Consider the following 25,452-nt stretch of genomic DNA (forward strand, 5'->3'; position numbering starts at 1 on the left):
AATAGCTGAATACATGAACCTTATTGAAACTTTTTCAGAATTTAAGGAGTTGAAAAGCATCGACCGCGCTACTATGATGAGCGTGCTTGAAGATGTTTTCAGAAATCTTCTATTGAAAAATTATGGTACCGACGAAAACTTTGATATTATTATTAATCCAGACAAAGGTGACTTAGAGATCTGGAGAAATAGAGAAGTTGTAGTGGACGGACAAGTAGAAGACGAAAACCTACAGATATCACTTTCTGAAGCCAAAAAAATTGATGCCGATTACGAAGTTGGTGAAGAAGTTACCGACGAAGTAAAATTCATGGATTTTGGTCGACGTTCGATTCTAACTCTACGTCAGAATCTTTCTGCCCGAATTTTAGAATTAGAGAAAGACAATATCTTTAACTTGTACAAAGATCGGGTTGGCGAAATTGTTACCGGTGAGGTTTATCAAATCTGGAAAAAAGAAATTTTGATTCTAGATGATGAAGAAAACGAATTAATTCTGCCAAAAACAGAACAAATCCCATCTGATTATTTCCGTAAAGGAGAAACCGTTAGAGCGGTAGTTGTTCGTGTCGAGGTAAAAAATAACAGTCCACTTATTGTTGTTTCAAGAACTTCTCCAGTTTTCTTGGAGAGATTATTTGAACTGGAAGTACCAGAAATTTTTGATGGTTTAATTACAATAAAAAATATTGTTCGAATTCCAGGAGAAAGAGCTAAGGTAGCTGTTGAATCGTACGATGAAAGAATTGATCCTGTTGGAGCGTGTGTTGGGATGAAAGGATCGAGAATACATGGTATTGTTCGTGAATTACGAAACGAAAATATCGATGTAATAAACTACACCTCCAACACTCAGTTATTTATTACAAGAGCTCTAAACCCAGCTAAGGTTTCCTCGGTAAAATTAAACGAAGAAACCAAACGTGCTGAAGTTTATTTGGATCCTGAAGAGGTTTCCTTAGCAATTGGTAAAGGTGGATTAAACATCAAATTGGCAAGTCAGTTATCAGGATATGAAATAGATGTATATCGTGAGAAATCTGAAGAAGAAGTCGAGGAAGATGTAAACTTATCAGAATTTACGGATGAAATTGATGCCTGGATAATTGATGAGTTGAAAAAGATTGGTTGTGATACAGCAAGAAGCGTTCTTGATTTATCTCCAGAGGAGTTGGAAAAAAGAACTGATCTTGAAATAGAGACCATTAATGAGATTTTGAATATTTTTAAATCCGAGTTCGATAATTAAATTCTTCAGAATCATGATGTAAATTTTTGAAACGGGACATTTTAACAGTTAACTTTTAAATATGGTGAAAGTCGATAAAAATATAAGACTTAGTAAATTAGCGAGAGAACTAAACGTTGGTACTTCAACAATTGTTGAATTTCTGAACAAAAAAGGTATTCCGATTGATTCCAATCCAAATACTAAAGTTTCGGAAGAAGCATATAATATGCTTGCCAAAGAGTATAGCTCTGACTTGAATCTAAAAAAGGAATCTGAAAAGGTAAATCTGAAAAATACCCGCGAAAGAAAAGAGACAGTTTCAATCGAAAAAATTTCTAAAGAATCGGAGTCTGAAACTCATAGTAAAGAAAAATCTGTTGTAAAAACAGAAGAAGTAGTTCCGAAAAAAGAACCTGTAAAAATAGTTGGTAAAATTGATTTAGATGCATTAAAGCCTAAAGCAAAGAAACCACAAGAAACAAAACCGGAAGTCGCAGCAAAAGCGAATCCAGATAAGGTAGAAAAAACTATTAAGCCAGTTCAGTCTGAGGCTCCTAAAAAAGAGGCACCAAAGGCGGAGGTTACTACAGATAAACCTGTGGTTGGGATAGTTAAACCTCCAAAAGAAAAAACTGAACAAACATCGGAAGCGGTTAAAAAACCAGTTTCTGATGACCAAAATGTTAAAATGGAAACCCCGAAAAAAGAGGAAAAAGTTCGAGCTCCTAAAGAGGAGAAAAAAGATGAACTTAAAGTGGTTGGCAAAATTGATTTATCTGCTTTAAATCAAAAAACCAGACCAACCAAAAAAACCAAAGCTGAAAAAGAGGTTGAAAGAAGAGAGAAACAAAAAACACCTTCTTCAAAACCTTCAGCACAGGAAAATCCAGCATCTGGAAAAGAAGAAATTTACAAATCTTCTACCCAAAAACTAGCTGGTCCTACTGTAGTTGGAAAAATTGAACTTCCAGTTGAGAAAAAACCAAGTAGTAATAAAGATAAAGTATCTGCCAATCAGCGCAAGAAGCGCAAGAGAATTAAGAAAGATACTGAAAAGGTTAATATAGCTAACCCAGGACAGGGAAGATCTGGAAAACCAGGAACTCCAAGCGACAGACCAAGAGGAACCGGAGCAGGAGCAGCTAAGTTCAACAAACTGAAGAAGAAAAAAGTCGTTAAAAAAGAGGTTAGCGAAGAAGACGTACAAAAACAAATTAAGGATACCCTTGCCAGATTAACTTCTAAAGGAGGTAAATCTAAAGGATCTAGACACCGTAGAGATAAGCGTGACAGTGAAAGCGCAAAACGTGAGAGAATTGCAGAACAAATTGAAGCTGAAAAAAATATTTTAAAGCTTACTGAATTTGTTACAGTAAATGAGCTTGCTACTATGATGGCTGTTCCGGTTACAAATATTATTGCAACCTGTATGGGATTAGGTTTATTTGTGTCGATCAATCAACGATTAGATGCAGAAACCATTGCTATTGTTGCCGACGAATTTGACTATAAAGCTGAGTTTGTAAGTGTTGAACTTCAGGAATCAATTGAAGAAGAAGTTGATGAAGAAGGAGATTTATTAGATCGTGCACCTATTGTTACTGTAATGGGACACGTTGACCATGGTAAAACTTCGCTACTGGATTATATTCGTCATGCAAATGTTATTGCCGGTGAAGCCGGAGGAATTACCCAGCACATTGGAGCTTATAACGTGAAGCTTGATGATGGCAGAAGAGTTTCATTCCTTGATACTCCAGGTCACGAAGCTTTTACCGCGATGCGTGCACGTGGTGCTCAGGTTACTGATATTGCTATTATTATTGTAGCCGCTGATGATAACGTAATGCCACAAACAATTGAAGCAATCAATCACGCAAGTGCAGCAGGAGTTCCTATTGTATTTGCCATTAACAAGATTGATAAGCCAGGTGCTGACCCTGAGAGAATCAAAGGAGAATTGGCAAATATGAACTATTTAGTTGAGGACTGGGGTGGTAAATACCAGTGTCAGGAAATCTCGGCAAAGAATGGTATTAATATTGCAGAATTACTAGAAAAAGTTCTTTTAGAAGCAGAAATGCTGGAACTTAGAGCAAATCCAAATAAACGTGCTATTGGATCGGTAATCGAGTCATCATTAGATAAAGGTAGAGGTTATGTTACTACATTGCTGGTACAAGCTGGAACCTTAAAAATTGGAGATATTCTTTTGGCAGGTAGTTATACTGGTCACGTTAAGGCGATGTATAATGAGCGTGGTAATAGAATTGAGAAAGTTGGTCCGTCGGAGCCAGCATTAATTCTTGGTTTGAATGGTGCACCTCAGGCAGGAGACAACTTTAATGTGATGGAAAGTGAAAAAGAAGCACGTGGAATCGCTAATAAGCGTGAACAATTACAACGTGAGCAAGGACTTCGTACACAAAAACACATTACCCTTGACGAGATTGGTCGTCGTATTGCAATTGGAAACTTCCAGGAGTTGAATGTTATTGTGAAAGGTGATGTGGATGGATCGATTGAAGCTCTTTCTGATTCATTAATCAAACTATCTACCGAAGAGATTCAAGTAAATGTTATTCACAAAGCTGTTGGTCAGATTTCCGAATCGGATGTATTGCTTGCAACTGCCTCTAACGCTATTATTGTTGGATTCCAGGTTAGACCTTCAATCGGAGCAAGAAAACTTGCTGAGAAGGAAGAAATCGACATCCGCTTGTACTCTATCATCTACGATGCAATTGACGAATTAAAATCAGCAATGGAAGGTATGCTTTCTCCTGAAATTAAGGAAGAGATTACCGCTACTGTTGAAGTTGTTGAGGTATTTAATATTACCAAAGTGGGTAATATTGCAGGTTGTCTTGTTCGTGATGGAAAAATCAACCGTAACTCTAAAATCCGTTTGATTCGCGATGGTATTGTTGTTTACACTGGAGTACTTGGTTCGCTAAAACGTTTCAAAGACGATGTGAAAGAAGTAGCTAAAGGTTATGAATGTGGATTGAATATCGATAAATATAACGACATTAAAGTTGGCGATATGGTAGAAGCATTTGAAGAAATTGAAGTGAAAAAGAAATTGTAGTACACAATTCTATAGATAATAAAAAGCAGGCTATGTAGCCTGCTTTTTTTATACCTGAAATTTTGAAACAGTTTTTCCATAGAAACATAATTACTAATCAACATGTACTCTTTATTAGATAGAAAGATTCAAAAAAATCAGGAACAACTTTACTTACAAACTTTATGGGAAACTACTAATTGAGCTGTGTAACTTTAAGGGCACAAAAAATCCCTCCTACGAAGTGTAGAAGGGTTACTGTATATTTAAAAGAATTACAATAATTCTTTGTACTGTGCTGCGCTTAATAATTCATTCAATTCTGAACTATCAGTAATTTTGATTTTAACAATCCAACCTTCACCATAAGGATCTGAGTTGATCAAATCCGGAGCATCTTCCAGTTTTTCGTTGAACTGTAACACTTCACCCCCAATAGGCATAAACATGTCTGAAACCGTCTTCACCGCCTCAATAGTTCCGAATATTTCTTCTTTATCTAATTCATCGCCTTCTGTTTCCACTTCAACAAAAACGATATCTCCAAGCTCTCCTTGAGCAAAGTCAGTAACACCAACAAAAGCTTCTTTGCCTTCAACACGAATCCATTCGTGATCTTTAGTATACTTTAAATTTTCAGGTACATTCATGATAATATGTTGTTTATTAAGAGTATTAAATTACTGGTCAAATTTACATTTTTTTTTTAATTATAAAATATCACCTCCTACCGAATTGAATGTTTAATAACTTATTCTTATTCATTCTAGATGACACAACAAAAAAATTGATACTCTTCCCTGTTAACAAGCCAAATTATCTGATTAATTCGAAAGAGTAAAACGAATACTTGCTCCAAACTCGGTTGTTGTAGTTGGATACGAAAGCGAAACATAAGGAGTATTCACAATACGATCGTAATACAATCTTAAATTAAACCGATTACTCAATACATAGTCGGCACTAAATTTAAGCGTTACTACTTTTTGTCCTGAAGTTAGCTGATCTACCTCGTCAACAATTTTCCGGATAATCGTATTATTTTTTCTAATGGACAAGTCGCCACGTAAATTTAAATCAGATTTAAACTTCTTTTGTCGAGAACCAGAACCTATTATCATTCCAAAATCATCGAAGCGGTAACCAAGTCCAAAAATCATTTCGTTGGAAGCAACTTCGGTAAGCTGTGTGTTCGACAAACTGAGAATTAAATTTCTTGTTCTTTTAATTTCAAAACTAGTAGAGAAATTATTTTTCCAGATCATATCCACATTAATCAGTGGATTAAACTGTTCATTTATAGAAATAGAGTTGGCTTCGTATAGAGGTAAAAAGTTATCCGACATATCACGAATAATACTAAATCCATCTTCACCTTCCTCATAAGTTAAGTTTGTATTATAGGAACCCACATCGTAGGTAGCAGAATAAGAATGACTCAAATTGATCGATTTAAAATACCTTTTAATTAAAGGTAATTTAGACAAACCTTCGAAGGTAACCCTCCAATTTGGTTTCATTTGAGTAATAGCAGGAAACAGTTTGTCATACCCCTTTCCACCGTTGCCATATGCCTTAAGGAAAGCTGGAATTAAAACTTCCTGGGATGTTTCTCCATAACCTTCATAATAGCCGGTCTCCACAGTTGTTACTTCAGTTCCTTTCATAACTTGTTCGGTTATCATTTTTTCGTCGTAATCTGCTCCATATCTCGCTTTTGCCAATCGCAAACTTTCATTCTTTCTAATTTCTAAAAACTTATCGAAGTATTCAGAAGAATAGTCACCAGTATTTCCAATGGTAAAAAAGGCAGATTTTATACTCATAAAACTCATACTGAAGTTACCAGATTTAACCAAATTTTCGGCAGTAAATTTATCACTTCCCGAATCATAAATATAGTATTCGCTCCGGTTACGAGAATAATTTCGATTTGCTGTTAAATCAATTTTTAATCCTTTTAAAGGTTCAATAGTACTTCGAATAGTAAAGTTTTGAGTATGACTCATAACGTATGGTTCATACAAGCTTTCATCTGTTGTAATCCAACCTTTGTCCGCAGCAGTTTGAGCAAAATTATTGTCCTGATTACCAATTAGGAAATTAAACCCTGGAGCTTTGGTTCCATTATACGATTCACCACCAAAATAATTCGTTTGTGGCATATATCCTGATAAAGTGGTGGAATTAATTTCCGAGTAATTAATTGAAATATTACGAACACTCATTACACCTCTAAGTATATTTTCACCAATTAAAGCAAAAATTCCGTCGCTTTCTGAAAGCTTTCCGTTTACTCTTACCCTAACATTTCGCACATCCTCGCTCGCTGTAATCTTAGCCCGGTTTCCTGTTACTGCTTTCACTTTAACATTTACTTCCTTACCTTGCGTATCGTATACCTTAATACTGATATCTTCGGTGGATAGTTTGTGATAAATTGAATAAGGAATTCCTGCTTTTAACTCTTCAACCGTACTTTCGTAATTTACTTTTTTGTAGCTATCAGTTTTCTTTTTGTATTTCCGGTTGGAGCTGTATTTTTGATTGATTCTTTTTAAAATACCAACCTTATTATACAAATTAACCATGTTTAACTGCCCGTTTACCTGAATGTTGTTCGAATTACGAATGGTATTTCCTAATTCGATAGTATCAGCGGTAATTGCCCCTGCATTCCAATCGTACGCACCCGCATAACGGGCAGTAACTGAAGTCCAATTCAGCAATGGAATTTTATTTATTGGAACCGTATACGTAAGATTGAAGTTATGATGGTACTGAATATTTCTACCACCATCCATCAAATTATTCCAAATAGAATCTTTCCATATATTATAGGATTCACGATCTCTATCTTTATCCACAATACCATCAGGTTCATCAATTCGAGAAGTATTAGTAGCAGAAAAATCAAACTTCAATCCTTTGGTTAGGTTGTATTTTAAATCGTAATACCGATACCAAATAAAATCTTTATCAAAAGTTGGATCGATTTTAATTGTGGTTAAGTCTGTACTTCCAACTTCAGGAATATTTCGTTTTTCTATTTCGCGGTAATAGCGTTGCAAATCCGATCGGAACGAAAGCTGTGTTGGCAAGTAGTAAAAATTAAAATCCTTCAGCAATCTAAACATCGGCTTTTGAAAAGCTTTCACCCGCTTAAATGGTTGCACATTTTTAGGAACATTATTATAGTTATAACTCAGCACACCTCTGTAATTTTTTTCCAAATCGCGAACTGTACTTATATCTCTCGAATAAGTTTCATTATAAGAATAGGTAAGCGACAAATTGGAAACGTCAAGTAATTTTGCTTTTCCCTCTGCCTTTTCAATACGAACATTGGTCAAGTTAAAACTCTTTCTTTTTGTATATTCTTGAGAAATTTTTTCAATAGAGTCACGCTCCGATTTAGAACCTGCATTATCCAGTGCAACATCCAATGGGATATCTGGATCTAACGGATTGTACTCCGGACTTACCGTTTCTTCGGAAATAGCATAATACATAGGAATTCGCACTCCAGATTTTTCAGGAAAGAATTTACCTAACTCAAAACTAGCGGACAAATCGTACTGAAAAATATTATCTTGGTAACGATCGTTCACACCATCTTCAATTCCTCCGAATCCAGAAGTAATTTTACTTCCTGCCCAAGTCACTGTACCAAAATCGGCCAACTTTGTTGTAACCCTAAGGTTAGCAGCCCAACCACCATCTTCATCAAAATCAGTTAGTCGCATTTCGTTTAACCAAACTTCAACAGATTTTAACTGATTATCGTCCATGCCTGTACCATCATCAGAAGGATTTTTCACCCCAATCATAATGGTTTTAATAGTTGCAAGATTTGGATTTCCCTTTATTCTAACAATATGCTCGTCGTGCAAGGCATCCGCGTCGCTAGACAAGGCTGCAACTTTTAAATCGTATACATCGGAATAATTTGCACTAGAACTCCGAACAGCATCATTTCTTAATTGTTTTATGGTTTGAAACAAACTAAGTTTAAAATCGAATCGATTTTCATCTGGCCAAACGGTTAAACGATCATCGTCACTATCTCCATTATAAAGACCAGCTGGAGTTAATTTTAATGGAATTTCATATTCGTAGTAATTGTCCTGATAATCTGAACCTAAACGAACAAATACACTTACTTCATCGTCTCCAAGAGCATAACCTTCAATTTGTTCCGCATGAACATCCATTTTAAACTTACCATATTTTCGAACGTCCATGTTAAGGGTTTTGTATGCCCCTCTCCCTTTTCCATCTTCCAAATCAGTAATCTTTAACAGTATCGCTTGTTCGTTCAATTGGATCAATTGAGGATTACTTGGATCCACCACGCGATCGATACCTGGAGGTAAAATATAATTAACTGGTTCTTTACTTGCATTCTCCTCGATATTTACTGCTGTAATATCAAAACCTGCTTCCGAAACGATATCATCCATTTCATTTTCATTGATCGATTGATCGTATCTTCTCCAATCATCACGCACTAAATCAAGAGTTGCAAATCGAAGAACCACATCTTCTTCAAAATCTTTCATGAACATTCTCATAAAACGAATGGATGTAAAATCACTTATATTACCATAAGAATCGTCAAACTCATCAACCGGAATCTTAAATTGGTACCAATTAACAGAACCTTCTGTACCGTTTTCCAAATCCACAGTGCTGGTTACCTTATCAACAATGAAGTTTTGCCCCACCTGCATTTCTGTTGGTGTCAAATGTACTTTGTATTGATAATATGCTTCTGTTTCACTTAAAGTATTATCATGGTTAATGTCCTCAACATCCGGCAATGTGGTTGCAGATGTAGGATAAGAACTACCCGATAATTCCGATGTAGGTGAGTTACCCTCCGGACCATTATATTTTTTATAACGATCCAAAATACTCACTTCATCGCTATCGTAATCGGCTCCTCTAAAGTAATGATAATCATCACCCGATGGATCATTTTGAGCCAATACATATGCTCCTGAACCAGCTCCTAAGTTTGCAGAAATACTTATTGCTTGAATATATTCATTAAAGTAAGTCAACTCATCCTCCGAATTCAATCCGTCCAATCCAACATCCTGATACCTTCTGGAATTTGTATTGTTATCGAAAGCATTTACCAAAGATTGAACCAAAGGAACACGACCCCATTTTGTACTGTCTACCAAAGTAACCACTTCATCGGTTGGCAAACCGTTCTCAAATGATTTTCTAGAATCTCTTAATATATCCTCTGAAACATTTCCAAGGTTAAAATACAAATCCCCTCCTTTATGATTTTGCTCGTAAACGAATGGATCCATCATCCAAAACTCCACGTAGGCAATATTTGCTGCTTCGAAATCATTAGTTTCAATTTTCCGCATAATACCACCCCATCTCGATTCTGGCGCTTTAAGAGAACCATCCGGATTCATCCCTTGAGAAATCCCAGCCTGTCCGTCTACATCAAAATTATAAGGACCTTTTTCGTCTGGATAATAAGCCATATTCAACACAGAAATATTGGTTGGAACCCCCGAAGCAGTTTCTTTATTTGGCCAGATTTCTTCTTCGTATATTTCTCGAACAAAATGATTCGATTGTTGATCCTTATCGGATTTTATATGCCCCGGTGTTGCCGAACTATTTCGTAGAAATAAAGGATCAATAACGTACCAAGCTAATTTCGCACGGTTATATCCATAAGCTAAATCATTATTCAAATTTCCTTCCGGGAAAAGGCTTTCATTATTTTGAGGAGTACTTGCCAAAACCCAAGAACTTAAACTTTTCATGTCAATCGAAGTTTCTGTTCCCTCAAAATCATCGATATATGATGTTCCCGAACTACCAATTGCTTTATTGTGACCAGGAATCAGCTGAGCAAATTCACCTTCAATAGCAATTGATGACGGTTCTTTGGTTTCAATAAATGGAATTTTATCGACCATCCGGGTTAAAAATTCAGATTCGGTTCTATAACTACCATTTAATCCCCAAATAGTATTTGATATTGGCTCATCGCCAATATTAACTTTTTGTGTTAAAGGCTGTTCCGAAAGATGCATCATGGTGGCACCAAGATTAAAATCATCATTAAACTGATAATCCATTTGAACACCCATTAATGTTTTAGTTTGGATATTAAATAGTGAATTATTTTCTGATGAAATAGAAATTGGGGTGCTTGATTCCAATAAACTTTGATTGATAATTTTCACCCTTCCTAAGGTGTAATCAACCGTATAATCAATATTTTCGACAAGCTCCCGTCCCCCCGCTTTAACACTAACCGAACCTGGTTCCACATTTAGGGCATTTAACGAGATCTCCGAACTTGTTGATGATTTGTAACTACCTTTTAAACTATACTTATTTTTTTCGGCAATTTGTTGTGCATCGTTCTGCGTTAAGGTATAAAGTTCCTCGAATACATACTTATCTGCAATTGCATCGTTATTAATTTTTTCTCTTAAGTAACTACCAAAAGGCTCAATCTCTGGAAATATAATTCGTCCATTGGTTGAGTAAATTGTAATTCCATCAATAAAATCGAACATGCCATCGGCACCCGGATCCAATTGTGAATTCAAATTATCAACATTTAAAACCTCAAGCAGACTTTTATTTTTAATATCTCCTTCGGTAATGTAGTTAATTGAGGTACCAGCATTCGCATTTTGGTACAATACGTTTAATATAAAATCCTCTTGATTTACTTGAAAAGCACCAATATTATAGATGTTTTTCATCATTAATTTCCAGGTAGGCATTTTAGGACTCAGATTGGTTCCTTTCAGCAACTTCATAATAAGGGTTTGAGGAGCACTAACACCATCGCTGGTAAATTCTCCCACTCGAAACACTTGTCCTCTGTAAGTATACTCGAACGAAACCGCTAAAACTTCATCTGCATTTAATGCTTGGCTTAATGAAATATAACCCAATTTTTCATTCACCGAATATTCCGATTCGGATAGTTTTCGTGCATTTTCCACTTTTTCGTAATCGGTACCGCTAACAAAACTGGGAGCTAATGGATTCAATGTACTTGTAACCTGATTAATATCACGAATACCAGAATAGGTGCTTGTCATTTGCTGATACAGATCATTCAACTCGTTGTTCGGTAAATTACCTGTTCCTGTTTGCGAAAATACTGAGGGATTAGAAATATTAGCAGCATCCTCGGCCAAATCTACATAAGCAACAAGGTTTCTGGAATCCTGAAAATTGGAAGTTTTATTTGTTACCCAAACCTCCACTTTATTTATGGCAATCCCCGAATTAATAACAGGAAGATTTTTCAATGCCTGATCGTAATGATCGTAAAAATATTTGGATAGGAAAAAATGTCGGTTTGCTTCGTATTTATCTACTGAAATTTCAAACTCATTTTCTTGAGCACCATTCTCCATTTCAATAACGCTAGTTTCCCCTTTTTGCTGAGAAAAAATAGATGTAACAGATAACTTTCCGAATTGCATTTGCGCCTTTACCCCAAACAAATTTTGACCGCCTGTGATCAGTGTATTGGAGATTGGCATTGAAACATTCCCAGCTTCAATTTTCTTAATAATTTCATCTTCGTCACCAGAATATTCCAAACGCATCTGATTTTCGAAATCAAAAGTAGCCTCGGTATTGTAATTTACATCCATTTTCAACTTCTCGCCAACGGTACCCGTTACGTTCATTTGAATCTTCTCATCGAAATCGAAGCTGGTTGTTTTTCTAAGATTTACAGGAAGGGTTGGATTTTCGACCTTGGTAGTATTAATACCAAAAGTTAATTCAGCTGATCCCTGCGGTTTGATTGAAATTGTATTGCTGCCAAAAATTTTATCAACAAATTGTCCTCCTAATTTCAAATCTGGAACTAATTCATCTCCACCAGCACCATCACTTTTACTTCTCTCCATCCAATAATCTCGAAGCGACTTATCTGCTTCGTATTGTTTGTACTCTTCCTCAGTCATGCTAATTGGACGACGATAATCCACATCGCCAATTCGAGTTACTAAAATATAGTTGCCCGAAACAGGATCGTACTCAATAGAGGTTTGAATATTTTGAGGATCTTTAAGATAAAGAGGAGATTGATTCTGAGATCCAAATTCCAAATTATCATTTACATCATCAAAAGGATAAGGTAAAGAGTTGTCTTTAGCATCAGGATTATCTTTGTAGAATGGAGATTTTGCATTAACTACGCGATTCGTTCCGCTTTTTGTTCGTTTGGTAGTATCCTGTTGCTGTGTTACTTGTAACTCATTATTCAAAATGGAGTTACGAGCATTCAGACTGTAGTTACTTCCCAGAGCACTACAGAACAATACTATAAAAACAGTCAATATAAATTTAATCAGTTTCTTCAATGGTTGATTACCTTAGGTTAGTAAAGCAATTACGTTCTTTAAATTACAATTGTTTCAAGGCCAGTTTAATTAGATCCTCAACACTTGCATCGCGATTCGCTGTAAAAAGTTTATCTATAACTTTAGTCACCGAATTCTTTGCAAATCCTAACATTACTAAAGCAGATAACGCTTCTTCTTTGGTAGTATTGTTCTGCGGCAAAGAAAAGTCGGATATATCAGTATCTTTTCCAAGTTTATCTTTTAGTTCGATAATAATTCGCTGTGCCGACTTAGCACCAATTCCTTTTACTCCCTGTAATGTTTTTACATCACTCGAAATAATTGCAGTTTGAATTTCGGAAGGCGTTAAAGAGGAAAGCATCATTCGAGCAGTGTTTGCACCAACACCCGACACCGATATTAGATAACGAAAAATTCCTCTCTCATTCGCATCTATAAAACCAAACAAAATATGTGCATCTTCGCGCACCACCTGATGCAAATACAACTGCACCTCTCTATGTCCAGACAATTTAGAATAGGTATTTAATGATATATTTAAAAAATACCCAATTCCGTTAGTTTCAATAACTACCGAGGTTGGTGTTAGCTCAGCAATTATTCCTTTGATATACTCAAACATAAAATATGAATTGGATTTCCTTGTTTAGAACGTTAAAATATGTAAAATTATGCAATTTTTATAATCAATACTTCCCTTTTAACAAAAAATAAAAGAGCGATTTAGATTCAACCGCTCTTTTCACTATTTTTTTGAAAGTTAATTACGAATTTTTTGATGCTTCTGATGTTTGCATCGGATTCTTACTAATTTCTTCGAAATTTTCTCGATTTCTATAAACATCAATTGCCATATACAAGGCTTGCTGAAAAGATTTTTCAGACGCAACATTTGTTCCTGCAATAGAATAGGCTGTTCCGTGTGCTGGTGATGTTCTAATTTTAGATAATCCAGCTGTAAAATTCACACCAGAATCAAAAGCCAAAGCTTTAAAAGGAGCCAAGCCTTGATCATGATACATTGCCAAAATAGCATCAAATTTTAGATAATCTGACGAACCAAAGAAACCATCGGCAGGATAAGGTCCTAAGGCCATAATTCCCTTTTCGCGAGCTTCATCCAAAGCAGGAATTATTACATCGATTTCTTCTGTGCCAATTAACCCTTCGTCGCCAGCATGCGGATTTAAGCTTAAGACCGCAATTCGTGGTTTTCTAATTCCAAAATCCTTCTGTAAAGAACTATTCAGGATATTCAACTTACTTATAATATTCTCTTTTGTAACTACTTCGGGAACTTTCGAAATAGGTACATGACCTGCAACAACTCCCACTCTAAGCTTATCACTAATTAAAAGCATTAATGATTTTCCAGAATTCAATTTGCTTTCTAGATATTCGGTGTGACCTGGAAATACAAAATCTTTAGATTGAATATTCTTTTTATTGATTGGAGCTGTCACCAACACATCAATTAATCCCTTTTCTAAATCGGCAACTGCAGCTTCTAAAGCCTTAAATGCTGATTCGCCAGCACTACTTGTGGATTTTCCTAATTCAACTTTTATATTTTCATCGACACAATTAATAATATTGGTTCGATTCGGATGTGCTTCCTGAGCTTCCTTTATATTATTTAAACTAAAGGTTTCTATATCAAGAGCTTTTCGGTGATAGGCTGCTACTTTTGGAGAACCATAAATAATAGGTGTACAAAGCTCGTACATCCTTTCATCCATCAAACTTTTAATAATAACCTCGTAGCCTATTCCGTTAATATCGCCATGAGTGATTCCAACTCTTATTTTAGTGTTTTTCATCTGTCATTCATTTTATATCAGTGGACTGATATTACTTTCAATTGTTCTATTGTAATTTGCTATTACCAAAAATACTGAACAAGAAAATAATCAGTTATATCTATACTTCTGCAGCCATCTGCCTTTGTAAATACAAAGAACCGAAGGATTAAGAAACACATTTGCAAGACATTGTGCTTTCATTTTAGAAAATCATTACAAAAATAGAAAGATTCAATAAAAGAGCATCATCTTTTCAATTATTCTATGAGCGATATTGTTTAATAAATTCAAATAACAATCGTACACCAACCCCTGTACCACCTTTCCCTCTATAATTATCGGTAGCACTTATAAATGCAGGTCCGGCAATATCCAGATGAATCCATGGATAATTGGTAAAATGCTCTAAAAACTTCCCAGCAGTAATTGCTCCTCCATCCCGGCCACCAAGGTTCTTTAAATCTGCAATGTCCGACTTTATTAACTCTCCAAACTCTTCCCAGAAAGGAAACTCAACCAATCGTTCATACACTTTTTCTCCCGACACCTTTAGTTGAATCATTTTATCTTTACTCGCATCGTTTCCCATTGCAACCATACCATATTGACCAATGGCAACGGCGGCTGCACCTGTTAAAGTAGCCAAATCAACAACAAATTCTGGTTTGTACATATCGGCGTAACTAAGAGCATCGGCCAAAAGCATTCTTCCTTCGGCATCGGTATTTAAAACCTCCACTGTTTTCCCATTATACATTTCAACAACATCACCAGGAACATAAGCATTCCCACCAGGGCGATTATCGGTTGCTGGAATCAAACCAATAACATGAATTGGTAATTTAGCTTTCGCGATTGCATAAATAGCTCCGGCTACCGATGCAGCACCACCCATGTCCGATTTCATCAAATCCATGCTATCTTTAGTAGGCTTCAGGCTCAATCCTCCTGTATCGTAAACAACTCCTTTCCCAACAAAAACAATAGGTTTGGCATTTACTGCGTCTTTTGATTTCCACTCTAAAATAGAAAAAGTTGGCTCATCAATACTTCCTTTATTCACTGCCAGCAAACCTCCCATTTTTAAACTTTCAATTTTTTTCTTTCCAAAAACTTCCACCGAAAATCCAGCTTTACTTCCCATTGTACGAATTTCCTCGCTAAGTTTTTCTGCTGTAAGGTAGCTTAATGGTTCATTTACCAATTCACGAGCAAACCGTACTCCCTCTACTATAGCAATTAACTCATCCACATGGTTTTGACCTACAACACTACTATCAATAAAAACTTCTTGAAGCGTATGCTTTAATTTTTTTGTATCCGTAAAGTATTTTAGAAATTGATAATTACTTAATGCAATACCTTCTGTTAAAGCAAGAATTGCCTCCAAATCGTTCAGCATATCCTGCAAAACAATTTTGGTGATTTTACTTTCCTGAATTTTGCCATGCAAAGAGAAACCCAATTTCCTCATTTTTTCTAAATCGGAATCGGCAAACTTCTTGGTATCAGTTACATGTAAATACAGCTTTTGTGTATAACGATTCAGTTCAATTAAAAGAACTTCGTCGGCAATTTGCGCATCGACAAACTTCATTTCCTGCTCGGAAAGAGGAAGATTTTTATAATTTTCACTTGTAGCTAAAAAAAGAACATTATCGTTCTTGTTCAACTTCTGATTGCTTTTTACTTCTATTTTCATGGAAACTACTATTTAGAGTGAAGTCCTGATTTATCAACGTGAACACTTGTATTACCGCAAGATACAACTACTACTTTCATTGCATCCCCTTAATGTAGTAATAAACAAATATCTTCAGTTGATTTTTATAGTCAAGTAAAAATAGTAAAAAACCAGGCGGAAAACATTACTCCTTGAGTATGAAAATAAAAACCGCAGTTCAAAGCTGCGGTTGTTTTTACAATTTATCGGGATTTTCTTTGAAATAATTTCTAATGAGTACTTTCTTCAGTTCTCGTAAAATAATTAATTCTGTCAGTAATTCTGATTTCGGAACATCCGGAAAATCCAATTCTGTTCTAATTATTTGTTTCTCGTTCACATCGATCTGATACAATAGTAACACTAATCGGTGATAATCCCGATCCAGCAAATAAGCGATATGCTCATTTAATTGATTAAAAAGTTCTTCGTAAGCATTATGAATTTCCCCGGAAAATTTCACCTCCAAACCAAACTGATCAAAATCTTTTTCGATTTGGGCTGCCACTTGCCGAATTACCTCCTCGCGATTACGATAAGGTTCAATGCTCAAATTTTTTAAATCGGGTAAATTCACGTTCTATTTTTTTTCGATACTAGTGTAAGAGTACATGATCGCTTCCAATTCCCTCAACAATTCTCGTTTGTCGTGGTTCGGATAGTAAACGTATGAATCCAAGCAAACTACTCTATTGTTCTTTTGGTCGAGAAAAGTGATATTAACAAAAGGACCACCCATAAAATCGCCATTCACTTTCCACAAGCCTCGTGTTTCGGAAGCATAATTGTCGAAAAACTCGAATTGACGATTCGAGATCGGAAAACCCATTTCAGTACACATATAGCTCCCTTCCTTAGGTCCAGGGACATATTTTTCCAGTAAGAAATTTCTCTTTTTTACTACCGCTTCTTTTAAAAATGCATCTTCGGAAAGATAATCGTAGGTATAAATAAACATACCTTGACTGGTACTTGGTGTTTCTTTACTCACCCAAATAAAATCAGCCTCTTCCTTATTAATAGTATATCCAGGAGGAAAAGACAAGGTGAAACCATTTTTCTCTTTTAGTTTTTCAAAAATTTCCTGAACAGCACTCTTTTTGAAAACTTTAAGTATTCGATCCCGTTCTCCAACATGAAAATAAGCGATAATTTTATTTTTATTTTCACTCAAAAGTTGAATCATCTCCTTATTACTCTTTGCTTCGATTTTCATGAACGATTGTGTTTTTGCATACAATTCATTCTTAACGGAAATCTTATTCTCGGTAACTTTTGACGACACCCGTAGATCCAAGATACTTCGGTGAGTTTTAAACATACTGGAAAACTCATTGTGCGTAAGTTGCAGTATGTTAAATAGAGACTCATCTTGTGGCAATCCAATTTGAGTATCATTTAATACAGATTTTAAAGTATCTCCCACACTTCCTTCATATAAAGCATCGTTGATTAATACTACTACTTCTCCAGATGCTCCAGTTACAGTAGGCCGTAAGCCCTGTGTTGTTTTTTTGCAGGAAGAAATACTTACTACCACAAGCAAACTAAATAATACTGTTTGAATTATTCTCTTCATAATTTTTAAGTTTACAGAGACAAATGTTTCTATTCGTAATGAACTATTTTTAATACCATTCCAGGCACTAATTCCTTAGAACGAGTAATACTATTTAATTCTACCAAATCGTTCGTCGATTCTAACTGAAACCTGTCAGCAATTGATCTTAAACTATCTCCCGACTGAACTTCATATAACAAAAACCGGCTTTTTTTCAACGACGGATCTCTTTGTGGCTTTTGAGCCAAAGTATCGGAAGGATATACCCAAATTTTTAATTTCTGTCCAATAAAAATATCCGGACTCTCCATATCGTTCCACTCTTTGATATTATTAATTGTACAAGCGTATTTCATTGCTATTTTATGAAAATACTCTCCTGCCTCCACTTTGTGAAGAATACAATATTTTCCGTCGGTACTAGAAAGATCTTTTTGCAATTCCAGATACTTTTTAGGTTCCTCTTTCATGCCATAAATAATCTCTTCCGAATCGATAAAATCTCCAACTTTAGCAATTGGAAGCACTAATTTAGCAGGAAGCTCACACAAAGGAATTAAATCGCATTTATAAATTGGATTCAATTCTCGAACCGCCTCCAAAGACAAATCGAGAACTTTAGCAACATACTTAAAAGAAACTGGCTTATTTACAGTAACCGGCGAAATTCGAAAGTAGGGATAAACATTTTTAGCTGGAACAATATTGTGTTCTGAACTATAATTCATTACGTAATTTACGGCAATAAATGCCGGTACATAATTTCTGGTTTGTTCAGGTAAATAAGGAGATATTTCCCAAAAATTGGTTTTCCCACCAGAACGTTGAATGGCCTCGCGAACAATACCAGGTCCACCGTTATAGGCAGCCAATGCCAGTTGCCAATCGCCAAAAATCCGATGCAAATATTGCAAATATTTGCATGCTGCTTCTGTCGATTTCTCTGGATCCATTCTCTCGTCTATATAAGAAGTAATTCTTAAATCGAACATTTTACTGGCATTAAACATGAACTGCCATAAACCCATAGCTCCGGATCGTGATTTTGCTTTTGGATCGAGTGCAGATTCTATCACTGCCAAATATTTTAATTCAAGTGGCAACTCATATTTATCCAGATACTCTTCAAATAATGGAAAATACAATTCGGAGCGTTCAATAATTTTGGCGGTTTTTGCCCGATGACGAATAGCGTAGGCATCAATATATCTTCTTACAATAGGCTTAAAATCCAATTCAATTGGACTTTGCATATTGAGTTTATTCATTCTTTCCTGATATATTTCATCGGTAAAAACAGGAATATAATTCGCATCAAGAATCACATTTTTAGGAAGATCTTCTTTTAGTATCTCCGATGTAAAATGGATTAGTCGCTGATTAATTTCATTAATATTCTCCGGTTTTTCTTTATTAAGAACATCAAAAAGAGACTGGGCATCTGTCTGAGTGACAAAAGCCAAGTTAATAATGAAAAGAAGTAAATATTTCCCCATAGATATTAACATTTAAGTGCCCTTAAATTTCGTAATTTAATGCGACACGATGCTATTTCAAGACCAAAATAACATAAAAAAAACATTTATTTCTAAATGTTACACGCAAAATGAATCTAAATAACTAAAAAGTTAGTTTTCAGTGCCATTTTATTGAGTTTTAAATAAAAAAATCACAAAAAAAAAGGCAGGAAGTAAATCCCGCCTTTAATGAATTATTTATTTTCTGATTCTTTATCTTTACTCTTATCCTTATCGTCCTGATCTGTAGCTTTTTTAAACTCCTTCATTCCTTGCCCTAATCCTTTCATTAGTTCCGGAATTTTTTTCCCTCCAAAAAGAAGTACAATTACAAATACAATAATTACGATTTGCCAGGGGCCAACCATTCCGGCTAAAACAAAAAGATTCATATCTATTTTTTTAATGATTTATACTACTAAGTTACTAATTTTAATGAAATTCTTATTTCATATTAGAAATCCATTTCACGATATCATTACCATTCGCAAATATTAGAAGCCCAAACAGTAATACCATCCCGGTAATCTGTGCATACTCCATAAATTTATCGCCAGGCTTTCTTCCAGTAACTATCTCATACATCAAGAACATTACATGACCACCATCTAAGGCAGGAATTGGAAGAATATTCATAATTGCTAAAATAATAGACAAGAATGCTGTTAAGTTCCAGAAAGCATGCCAATCCCAAACGCCCGGAAATATACTGCCTATTGTTATAAAACCACCAATTGATTTATATGCTTTAGTTTCCGAAGAGAAAATCAGTTTAAACTGCTTTAAATAATCCGATAATTTATCGATGCCTTTATTAAAACCTGCAGGAATTGATTCAACGAAACTATATTTTAAAGTTGCATACTCTAATACTCCAGCTTCCATTTGAGGGTAGAACCCTAATTTTCCATCATCACCAACGGTAAGCTTAACTTGCAACAATTCTCCATCACGATTTAACTGCACTAAAACCTCCTTACTTTTATTTGCAAGCAAATTAGTTTGCAGTTGATCGTAGTACTCGAAGCCAACAGAATCGATCGAAACAATTTTATCTCCTTTCAAAATTCCAGCTTCACTTGCCGGAGATTCTTCTACTACTTTACCAATAGATATGGCGCTATATGGATAACGAATATCGAATACTGGACTTAAAGCAAACCCTTTACTACTTCTCTCCAATAAAGCAGGAACAAAAGAGGAAGGAATCTCGATACTTTGTTGCTCATTATTTCTTATAAACTGAATCGATTTTGGACCATTCAAAAGAATATCAGGAATAATATCATTAAATTTTTCAATCTTCTTATTATCTAAGGAAACGATCTTGTCGCCATCCTGCAAACCGATACTCTCGGCCAATGAATCGCAAACAACTCCATATTTTACATTTTCGACAGGAAGGTATTGTTCTCCCCAAGAATAAAGAACTGCGATATAGATAACAAATGCTAAAATAAAATTTACCAAAACGCCACCAACCATAATCAATAGTCGTTGCCATGCTGGTTTCGATCGAAACTCATAAGGTTCTGGTGGTAATTTCATCTGCTCCTTATCCATCGATTCATCGATCATTCCAGAAATTTTCACATACCCACCAAGTGGTAACCATCCAATACCATATTCTGTTTCTCCTTTTGTGAATTTAAACAAAGAAAATCCAGGATTAAAAAACATGTAGAACTTCTCCACTCTAGTTTTAAACAATTTTGCAAATGCAAAGTGTCCTAATTCATGTAACACAACCAAGATGGACAAACTCAACAAAAACTGTCCTATTTTAACAACTACTTCCATTCAATTTCAATTAATAATTTAAACACTTTTATCGGCAAAAACCTCCAATAAATTAGCGGATGCCTAAGATAGGTATTTTTTACAACATAGATAAAGCAAGCTTTCTAGCTTCCTTATCGGTAAACACATAATCTTCGTAGCCTGGATTTTTAATAAAATCGGCTTTATGCATACAATTTTCAATAATATCGCTCATTTGTAAAAATCCGACCTCATTTCTTAGGAAAGCCTCCACCATAATTTCGTTAGCTGCATTTATAATACAAGGTAAATTCCCACCTTTCTCCATGGCTTGATAAGCCAAATCTAGATTTTTAAAATTCTTTGAATCAGCAGCCTCGAAACTCAGACTCGGATAATCCAGAAAATTGAAACGGGCAAAATTGGTTTTTAATCTTTTCGGATAAGTTAGTGCAAACTGGATGGGAAGTTTCATATCCGGCAATCCCATTTGTGCTTTCATAGAACCATCTTCAAATTGCACAATAGAATGAACAATTGATTGCGGATGCACAATTACATCAATCTGAGAGGCCTTTAAATCGAACAACCACTTGGCCTCTATCGCCTCAAAGCCTTTATTCATCATACTAGCAGAGTCGATAGTAATTTTTGCTCCCATCTCCCAATTGGGATGCTTCAAAGCCTGCTTAGAAGTAACCTTTTCGAGAAATTTCTTATCCTTCCCTCGAAATGGACCTCCTGAAGCTGTTAAGTATATCTTTTCAATAGAATTCTCGAACTCTCCTGATAAGCATTGGAATATTGCTGAATGTTCCGAATCTACCGGATAAATATTCACTCCATTCTCTAAAGCCAGCTTTTGAATAATTTCGCCAGCAACCACTAGAGTTTCTTTGTTTGCCAAAGCGATATTCTTTTTAGCCTCGATTGCTTTAATGGTAGGAAGAAGTCCTGAATAGCCAACCATTGCAGTAACTACAACATCGATAGACGACATTTGAACTACTTGTGCAATGGCATCAATTCCAGCATATACCTTTATAGGCTCCTCTTTTAGAGCTTCGGAAAGTGCTGCATATTTTTCTTCGCAAGCAATGACAACAACATCTGGATGAAATTTTTTCGCTTGTTGAATTAACAATTCAATATTCGTATTTGCTGTTAGCACATCCACAATAAATTCATCAGGATTTGCCTCCACCACTTCTAAGGTCTGTGTTCCTATGGAACCAGTAGATCCCAAAATGGCAATATGTTTACTCATCAATAATTAGAGTTTTGTTTGTATTTAGAATTTGATAAAATCCTCAGGATTTAATGCTTGACCATTGTGCCACAATTCGAAATGTAAATGAGGTCCGGATGTAAGTTCTCCCGAATTACCAAGCAAAGCAATTGCCTCACCAGCCTTCACATGCTCGCCTGTTTTCTTTAACAATTCGGAGTTGTGTTTATAAATAGACAATAAATTATTGGAATGTTGAATTTGAATTACGTAACCAGTATTTAATGTCCATTCGGAGAAAACTACGGTTCCGTCTAATACCGAAGATATCCTTTCATTTAAACCTCCAACAATATCGGTTCCAAAGTGTTCAATTCTACTATCGTAATGATTTGTAATCATTCCTTTAATTGGTGCAAAAAAGTGAGTATTTGATAACCCACGAGCCTTTACGGCACCACCTAATGATAAATTATATTTTTCATCCTCCTCATGCTCCTTCCGAAAAACAGAATCGTTAGAAGAGGTAGTAAAACTCAAATCTTTATACTTAGGATCAACAATTGAATCATCCGCATTCTCAACAACATTATCAAAATCATTTCCTGAAACAACGTTTCGAATTCCCTGAAAAAACCGATCTTTTTTATCGAGCTCAACAATTAAAGAATCAACTAAAATTGCATTATTCTCGATATTTCTTCTCATTTCACCATCGGGATAACCAGGAATATATTCACGCAAAGGAGTAAAAGCAATGAACAATGTTACCAAAGCAATCAGAATAATAGAAAACAATCCTGTAACGGTAAAAACATTTAAACGTGATAATCGAATCGATAATACCTCATCAAAAGTACCTTCATTGGAAATAGTTAACCTGTATTTGTTTTTTAATTTCTCAAGTAAAGGTTTTTTATCTTTTAAACGACTCATAATCAAAGGATCTAAAATATTTACGCAAAGGTAAGAGAATTAGCGTAAAATATTCACTTCTGAGAGGGTAAAAATTGGCAATAAAAAAAGGGCTTTGGATTTCTCCAAAGCCCTTTCGGTAGTAGCGGGAGCCAGACTCGAACTGACGACCTTTGGGTTATGAGCCCAACGAGCTACCACTGCTCCATCCCGCAATATATTTTCAAAAGATACAATCTTATAATGTCTTTTTAGGCTTTCTTATCCTAAATCTTAGTAGCGGGAGCCAGACTCGAACTGACGACCTTTGGGTTATGAGCCCAACGAGCTACCACTGCTCCATCCCGCAATATATTTTTAAGACATATCTTTCGTTTTGCGGTTGCAAAGATAGGAGGCTTTTGTTCGAAAACAAAATTATTGGAATAATATTTCGACAACCCCTTACAAATATTGAGCTAAAGCAAGATGTACCCTCTGTCAATCATACAGATACGAAGCTCAAAAAAAATATCAAAAACTTGTTACAATACAACCTCTTTCACGTCTAAAAACGCTTCCTCTAAAATTGTCATTTTCGCAAACATGAATTCATAGTAGCTATTCCAATCCTCTTTATTGTAGATCGAAGCTCCTTTTAAGTGATAATAAATCATACCTACCTCTTTAAATCCTTCAATAAAGTAATCTTTTTCCCATTTTAAATCTGCTCCACACGTTTCCATTATTACCGGCTTATATTTTTCAAACCGCTCATAAACAGAATGTCTTTTCGATTCTAATTTGCTATCAAATTGCAAAATTACAAATGCGCCATTCTCATTCAAATCAAACTTCAACTGCACTTCCTTAATTTGGGTTCCGCGCAAAACCCAGGATGTCATTTTTCTACCTTTCTCTTTTGAATATCTTTTAAATCCATCCCAAAACTGGATCTTTGCTTCTTTCGCTTCTTCCTTTGTATACATGTTGCAACTTTATTTTTTACAAAAATAAGGATATCTTGCTAGATATAATGGCTTGGAAGAATATGAATTCGAATTAAATTAAGATGAAAATTAATCTTATCTTTAAACACTCTAAATAACACAATAAAATTTTAATGCCGATAAAACAGATTTCCATATATATACAATTCTTATTCCTGCTTATTTCCCTGCCATCGCAGGCATCTTTTACTCAGGATACTATCTGTAAAGATTCTCTTTTGGTTGCAAGTTACGTTGAAGGTCCTCATGTAAGATACGTCTCCTTGTCGAGAATGGAAGTTTTTTATGTGGTGCACGACAGTATAAAAAACAGAACCAAAAAAATCAGTAAAACATTTCGTTTTAAAAATGACACCCTCATGTTCCGCGGATTTGCCGGAAAAGATACGTTAACCTATTTTATTCCGAACAAGATTAAATCAGAAAATGGAGAAAACCCTTCAAGTAACAAAATAGTTGTTTTGGGAGATATTCATGGGGAATTTGAATCCTTACTGGCCATTTTACGCTACAACAATATTATTGATGCAAGCAATAGATGGAATTTTGGGGATGGGCAAATAGTTTTTACAGGAGATGTTTTTGACAGAGGTGATAAGGTTACCGAATGTTTATGGTTCATTTTTCAATTAGAAATTCAAGCGAAGAAACAGGGAGGAATGGTTCATTACCTGCTTGGAAATCATGAAATGATGGCCCTACTATTCGATGATCGATATGTGGTGAATAAATATCAACATGCGGCTCATCATATTCAATTTCACTACTCTCATTTTTTCGACAAAAAGTCGGTTTTGGGCAGATGGTTACGTTCAAAAAATACACTTGTACGTATTGGAGAACAGTTATTTGTACACGGTGGCATTTCCCCTGAATTTCTGGAACAAAAAATGAGTATAAACGAGGTAAATACTAAAATGAGATACCATCTGAACAACTACACAGCTCTTGAAGATACCACACAAGTAGATTTATTTTTATATTCGAATAGTCCGTTATGGTATCGTGGCTACTTATCCAGAACTCCAAGTTACGAACGTATCTCTTTACAGGATGTATTAAAGACTCTGGAATTTTACAATTCTAATGTTATCATTTTTGGGCATACACCTGTTGCTAAAGTATATGCATTTTATTCGTTTAAACTAATTGGTATGGATGTACCGATAGGTGATCCAAACTATATTGACCAAGCTCTACTTATAGAGAATCAGAAATATTATCGGATATTTGCACATAAGGAAAAAGAACGATTACAATAAAACGGA

Annotated in this window: 16 protein-coding genes and 2 tRNA genes; 3 read left to right on the forward strand and 15 right to left on the reverse strand. The window is 35.3% G+C overall.

Annotation, left to right across the window (positions count from 1 at the left end; genetic code table 11):
* Positions 1-13 precede the first annotated feature (13 nt).
* Both nusA and infB read left to right on the forward strand, forming a co-directional pair.
* The gene (nusA, locus tag BZG02_RS10965) at positions 14-1,249 is read left to right on the forward strand and encodes a transcription termination factor NusA (RefSeq protein WP_101261481.1); all 1,236 of its coding nucleotides are present in this window, start codon (positions 14-16) and stop codon (positions 1,247-1,249) included.
* Positions 1,250-1,310: 61 nt separating this feature from the next.
* Complete coding sequence (gene infB / locus BZG02_RS10970) at positions 1,311-4,322, forward strand: translation initiation factor IF-2 (protein WP_101261482.1); 3,012 nt, start codon at positions 1,311-1,313, stop codon at positions 4,320-4,322.
* Positions 4,323-4,576: 254 nt separating this feature from the next.
* Here the strand turns inward: infB and gcvH are convergent, their stop codons facing one another.
* From gcvH to BZG02_RS11045, 15 genes are all read right to left on the reverse strand, one after another.
* A complete protein-coding gene (gene gcvH, locus BZG02_RS10975) occupies positions 4,577-4,951 on the reverse strand; it encodes a glycine cleavage system protein GcvH (protein WP_101261483.1) in 375 nt (124 codons plus the stop codon).
* A gap of 174 nt (positions 4,952-5,125) precedes the next feature.
* On the reverse strand, positions 5,126-12,685 hold the full coding sequence (gene sov, locus BZG02_RS10980) for a T9SS outer membrane translocon Sov/SprA (protein ID WP_101261484.1): 7,560 nt from the start codon (positions 12,683-12,685) through the stop codon (positions 5,126-5,128).
* A gap of 43 nt (positions 12,686-12,728) precedes the next feature.
* Entirely contained in the window at positions 12,729-13,310 is a 582-nt protein-coding gene (gene ruvA / locus BZG02_RS10985) for a Holliday junction branch migration protein RuvA (protein WP_101261485.1), read from the reverse strand.
* A 142-nt stretch (positions 13,311-13,452) separates the two neighbouring features.
* Complete coding sequence (pdxA, locus tag BZG02_RS10990) at positions 13,453-14,508, reverse strand: 4-hydroxythreonine-4-phosphate dehydrogenase PdxA (protein ID WP_101261486.1); 1,056 nt, start codon at positions 14,506-14,508, stop codon at positions 13,453-13,455.
* Positions 14,509-14,752: 244 nt separating this feature from the next.
* Positions 14,753-16,192, reverse strand: a complete 1,440-nt coding sequence (locus BZG02_RS10995; protein ID WP_101261487.1) for a leucyl aminopeptidase family protein — start codon at positions 16,190-16,192, stop codon at positions 14,753-14,755.
* 217 nt (positions 16,193-16,409) lie between these two features.
* Positions 16,410-16,790: a hypothetical protein gene (locus BZG02_RS11000; protein ID WP_245868084.1), complete on the reverse strand. Its 381-nt coding sequence runs from the start codon at positions 16,788-16,790 to the stop codon at positions 16,410-16,412.
* A 3-nt stretch (positions 16,791-16,793) separates the two neighbouring features.
* Positions 16,794-17,792, reverse strand: coding sequence for a DUF4837 family protein (locus tag BZG02_RS11005; RefSeq protein ID WP_101261488.1), 999 nt, complete (start codon positions 17,790-17,792; stop codon positions 16,794-16,796).
* Positions 17,793-17,821: 29 nt separating this feature from the next.
* Entirely contained in the window at positions 17,822-19,270 is a 1,449-nt protein-coding gene (locus BZG02_RS11010; protein WP_180335696.1) for a lytic transglycosylase domain-containing protein, read from the reverse strand.
* Positions 19,271-19,485: 215 nt separating this feature from the next.
* Positions 19,486-19,683, reverse strand: coding sequence for a twin-arginine translocase TatA/TatE family subunit (tatA, locus tag BZG02_RS11015; RefSeq protein WP_101261490.1), 198 nt, complete (start codon positions 19,681-19,683; stop codon positions 19,486-19,488).
* A 52-nt stretch (positions 19,684-19,735) separates the two neighbouring features.
* Positions 19,736-21,091, reverse strand: a complete 1,356-nt coding sequence (gene rseP, locus BZG02_RS11020) for an RIP metalloprotease RseP (protein WP_101261491.1) — start codon at positions 21,089-21,091, stop codon at positions 19,736-19,738.
* Between the two features lie 79 nt (positions 21,092-21,170).
* Positions 21,171-22,319 carry a 1-deoxy-D-xylulose-5-phosphate reductoisomerase gene (locus tag BZG02_RS11025; protein ID WP_101261492.1) on the reverse strand — a complete coding sequence of 383 codons (1,149 nt, stop codon included), beginning with the start codon at positions 22,317-22,319 and terminating at the stop codon, positions 21,171-21,173.
* A gap of 24 nt (positions 22,320-22,343) precedes the next feature.
* Positions 22,344-23,216 carry a M23 family metallopeptidase gene (locus BZG02_RS11030; RefSeq protein ID WP_101261493.1) on the reverse strand — a complete coding sequence of 291 codons (873 nt, stop codon included), beginning with the start codon at positions 23,214-23,216 and terminating at the stop codon, positions 22,344-22,346.
* Positions 23,217-23,338: 122 nt separating this feature from the next.
* Positions 23,339-23,410, reverse strand: a tRNA-Met gene (locus tag BZG02_RS11035).
* Positions 23,411-23,472: 62 nt separating this feature from the next.
* A tRNA-Met gene (locus BZG02_RS11040) sits at positions 23,473-23,544 on the reverse strand.
* A 175-nt stretch (positions 23,545-23,719) separates the two neighbouring features.
* A complete protein-coding gene (locus tag BZG02_RS11045) occupies positions 23,720-24,163 on the reverse strand; it encodes a DUF4268 domain-containing protein (RefSeq protein ID WP_101261494.1) in 444 nt (147 codons plus the stop codon).
* A 134-nt stretch (positions 24,164-24,297) separates the two neighbouring features.
* On the opposite strand from BZG02_RS11045, the gene BZG02_RS11050 reads away from it, so the two are divergent.
* Entirely contained in the window at positions 24,298-25,446 is a 1,149-nt protein-coding gene (locus BZG02_RS11050; RefSeq protein ID WP_101261495.1) for a metallophosphoesterase, read from the forward strand.
* Positions 25,447-25,452 lie beyond the last annotated feature (6 nt).

It is taken from the genome of Labilibaculum filiforme, assembly GCF_002843315.1.
In the GTDB taxonomy this organism is placed as follows: domain Bacteria; phylum Bacteroidota; class Bacteroidia; order Bacteroidales; family Marinifilaceae; genus Labilibaculum; species Labilibaculum filiforme.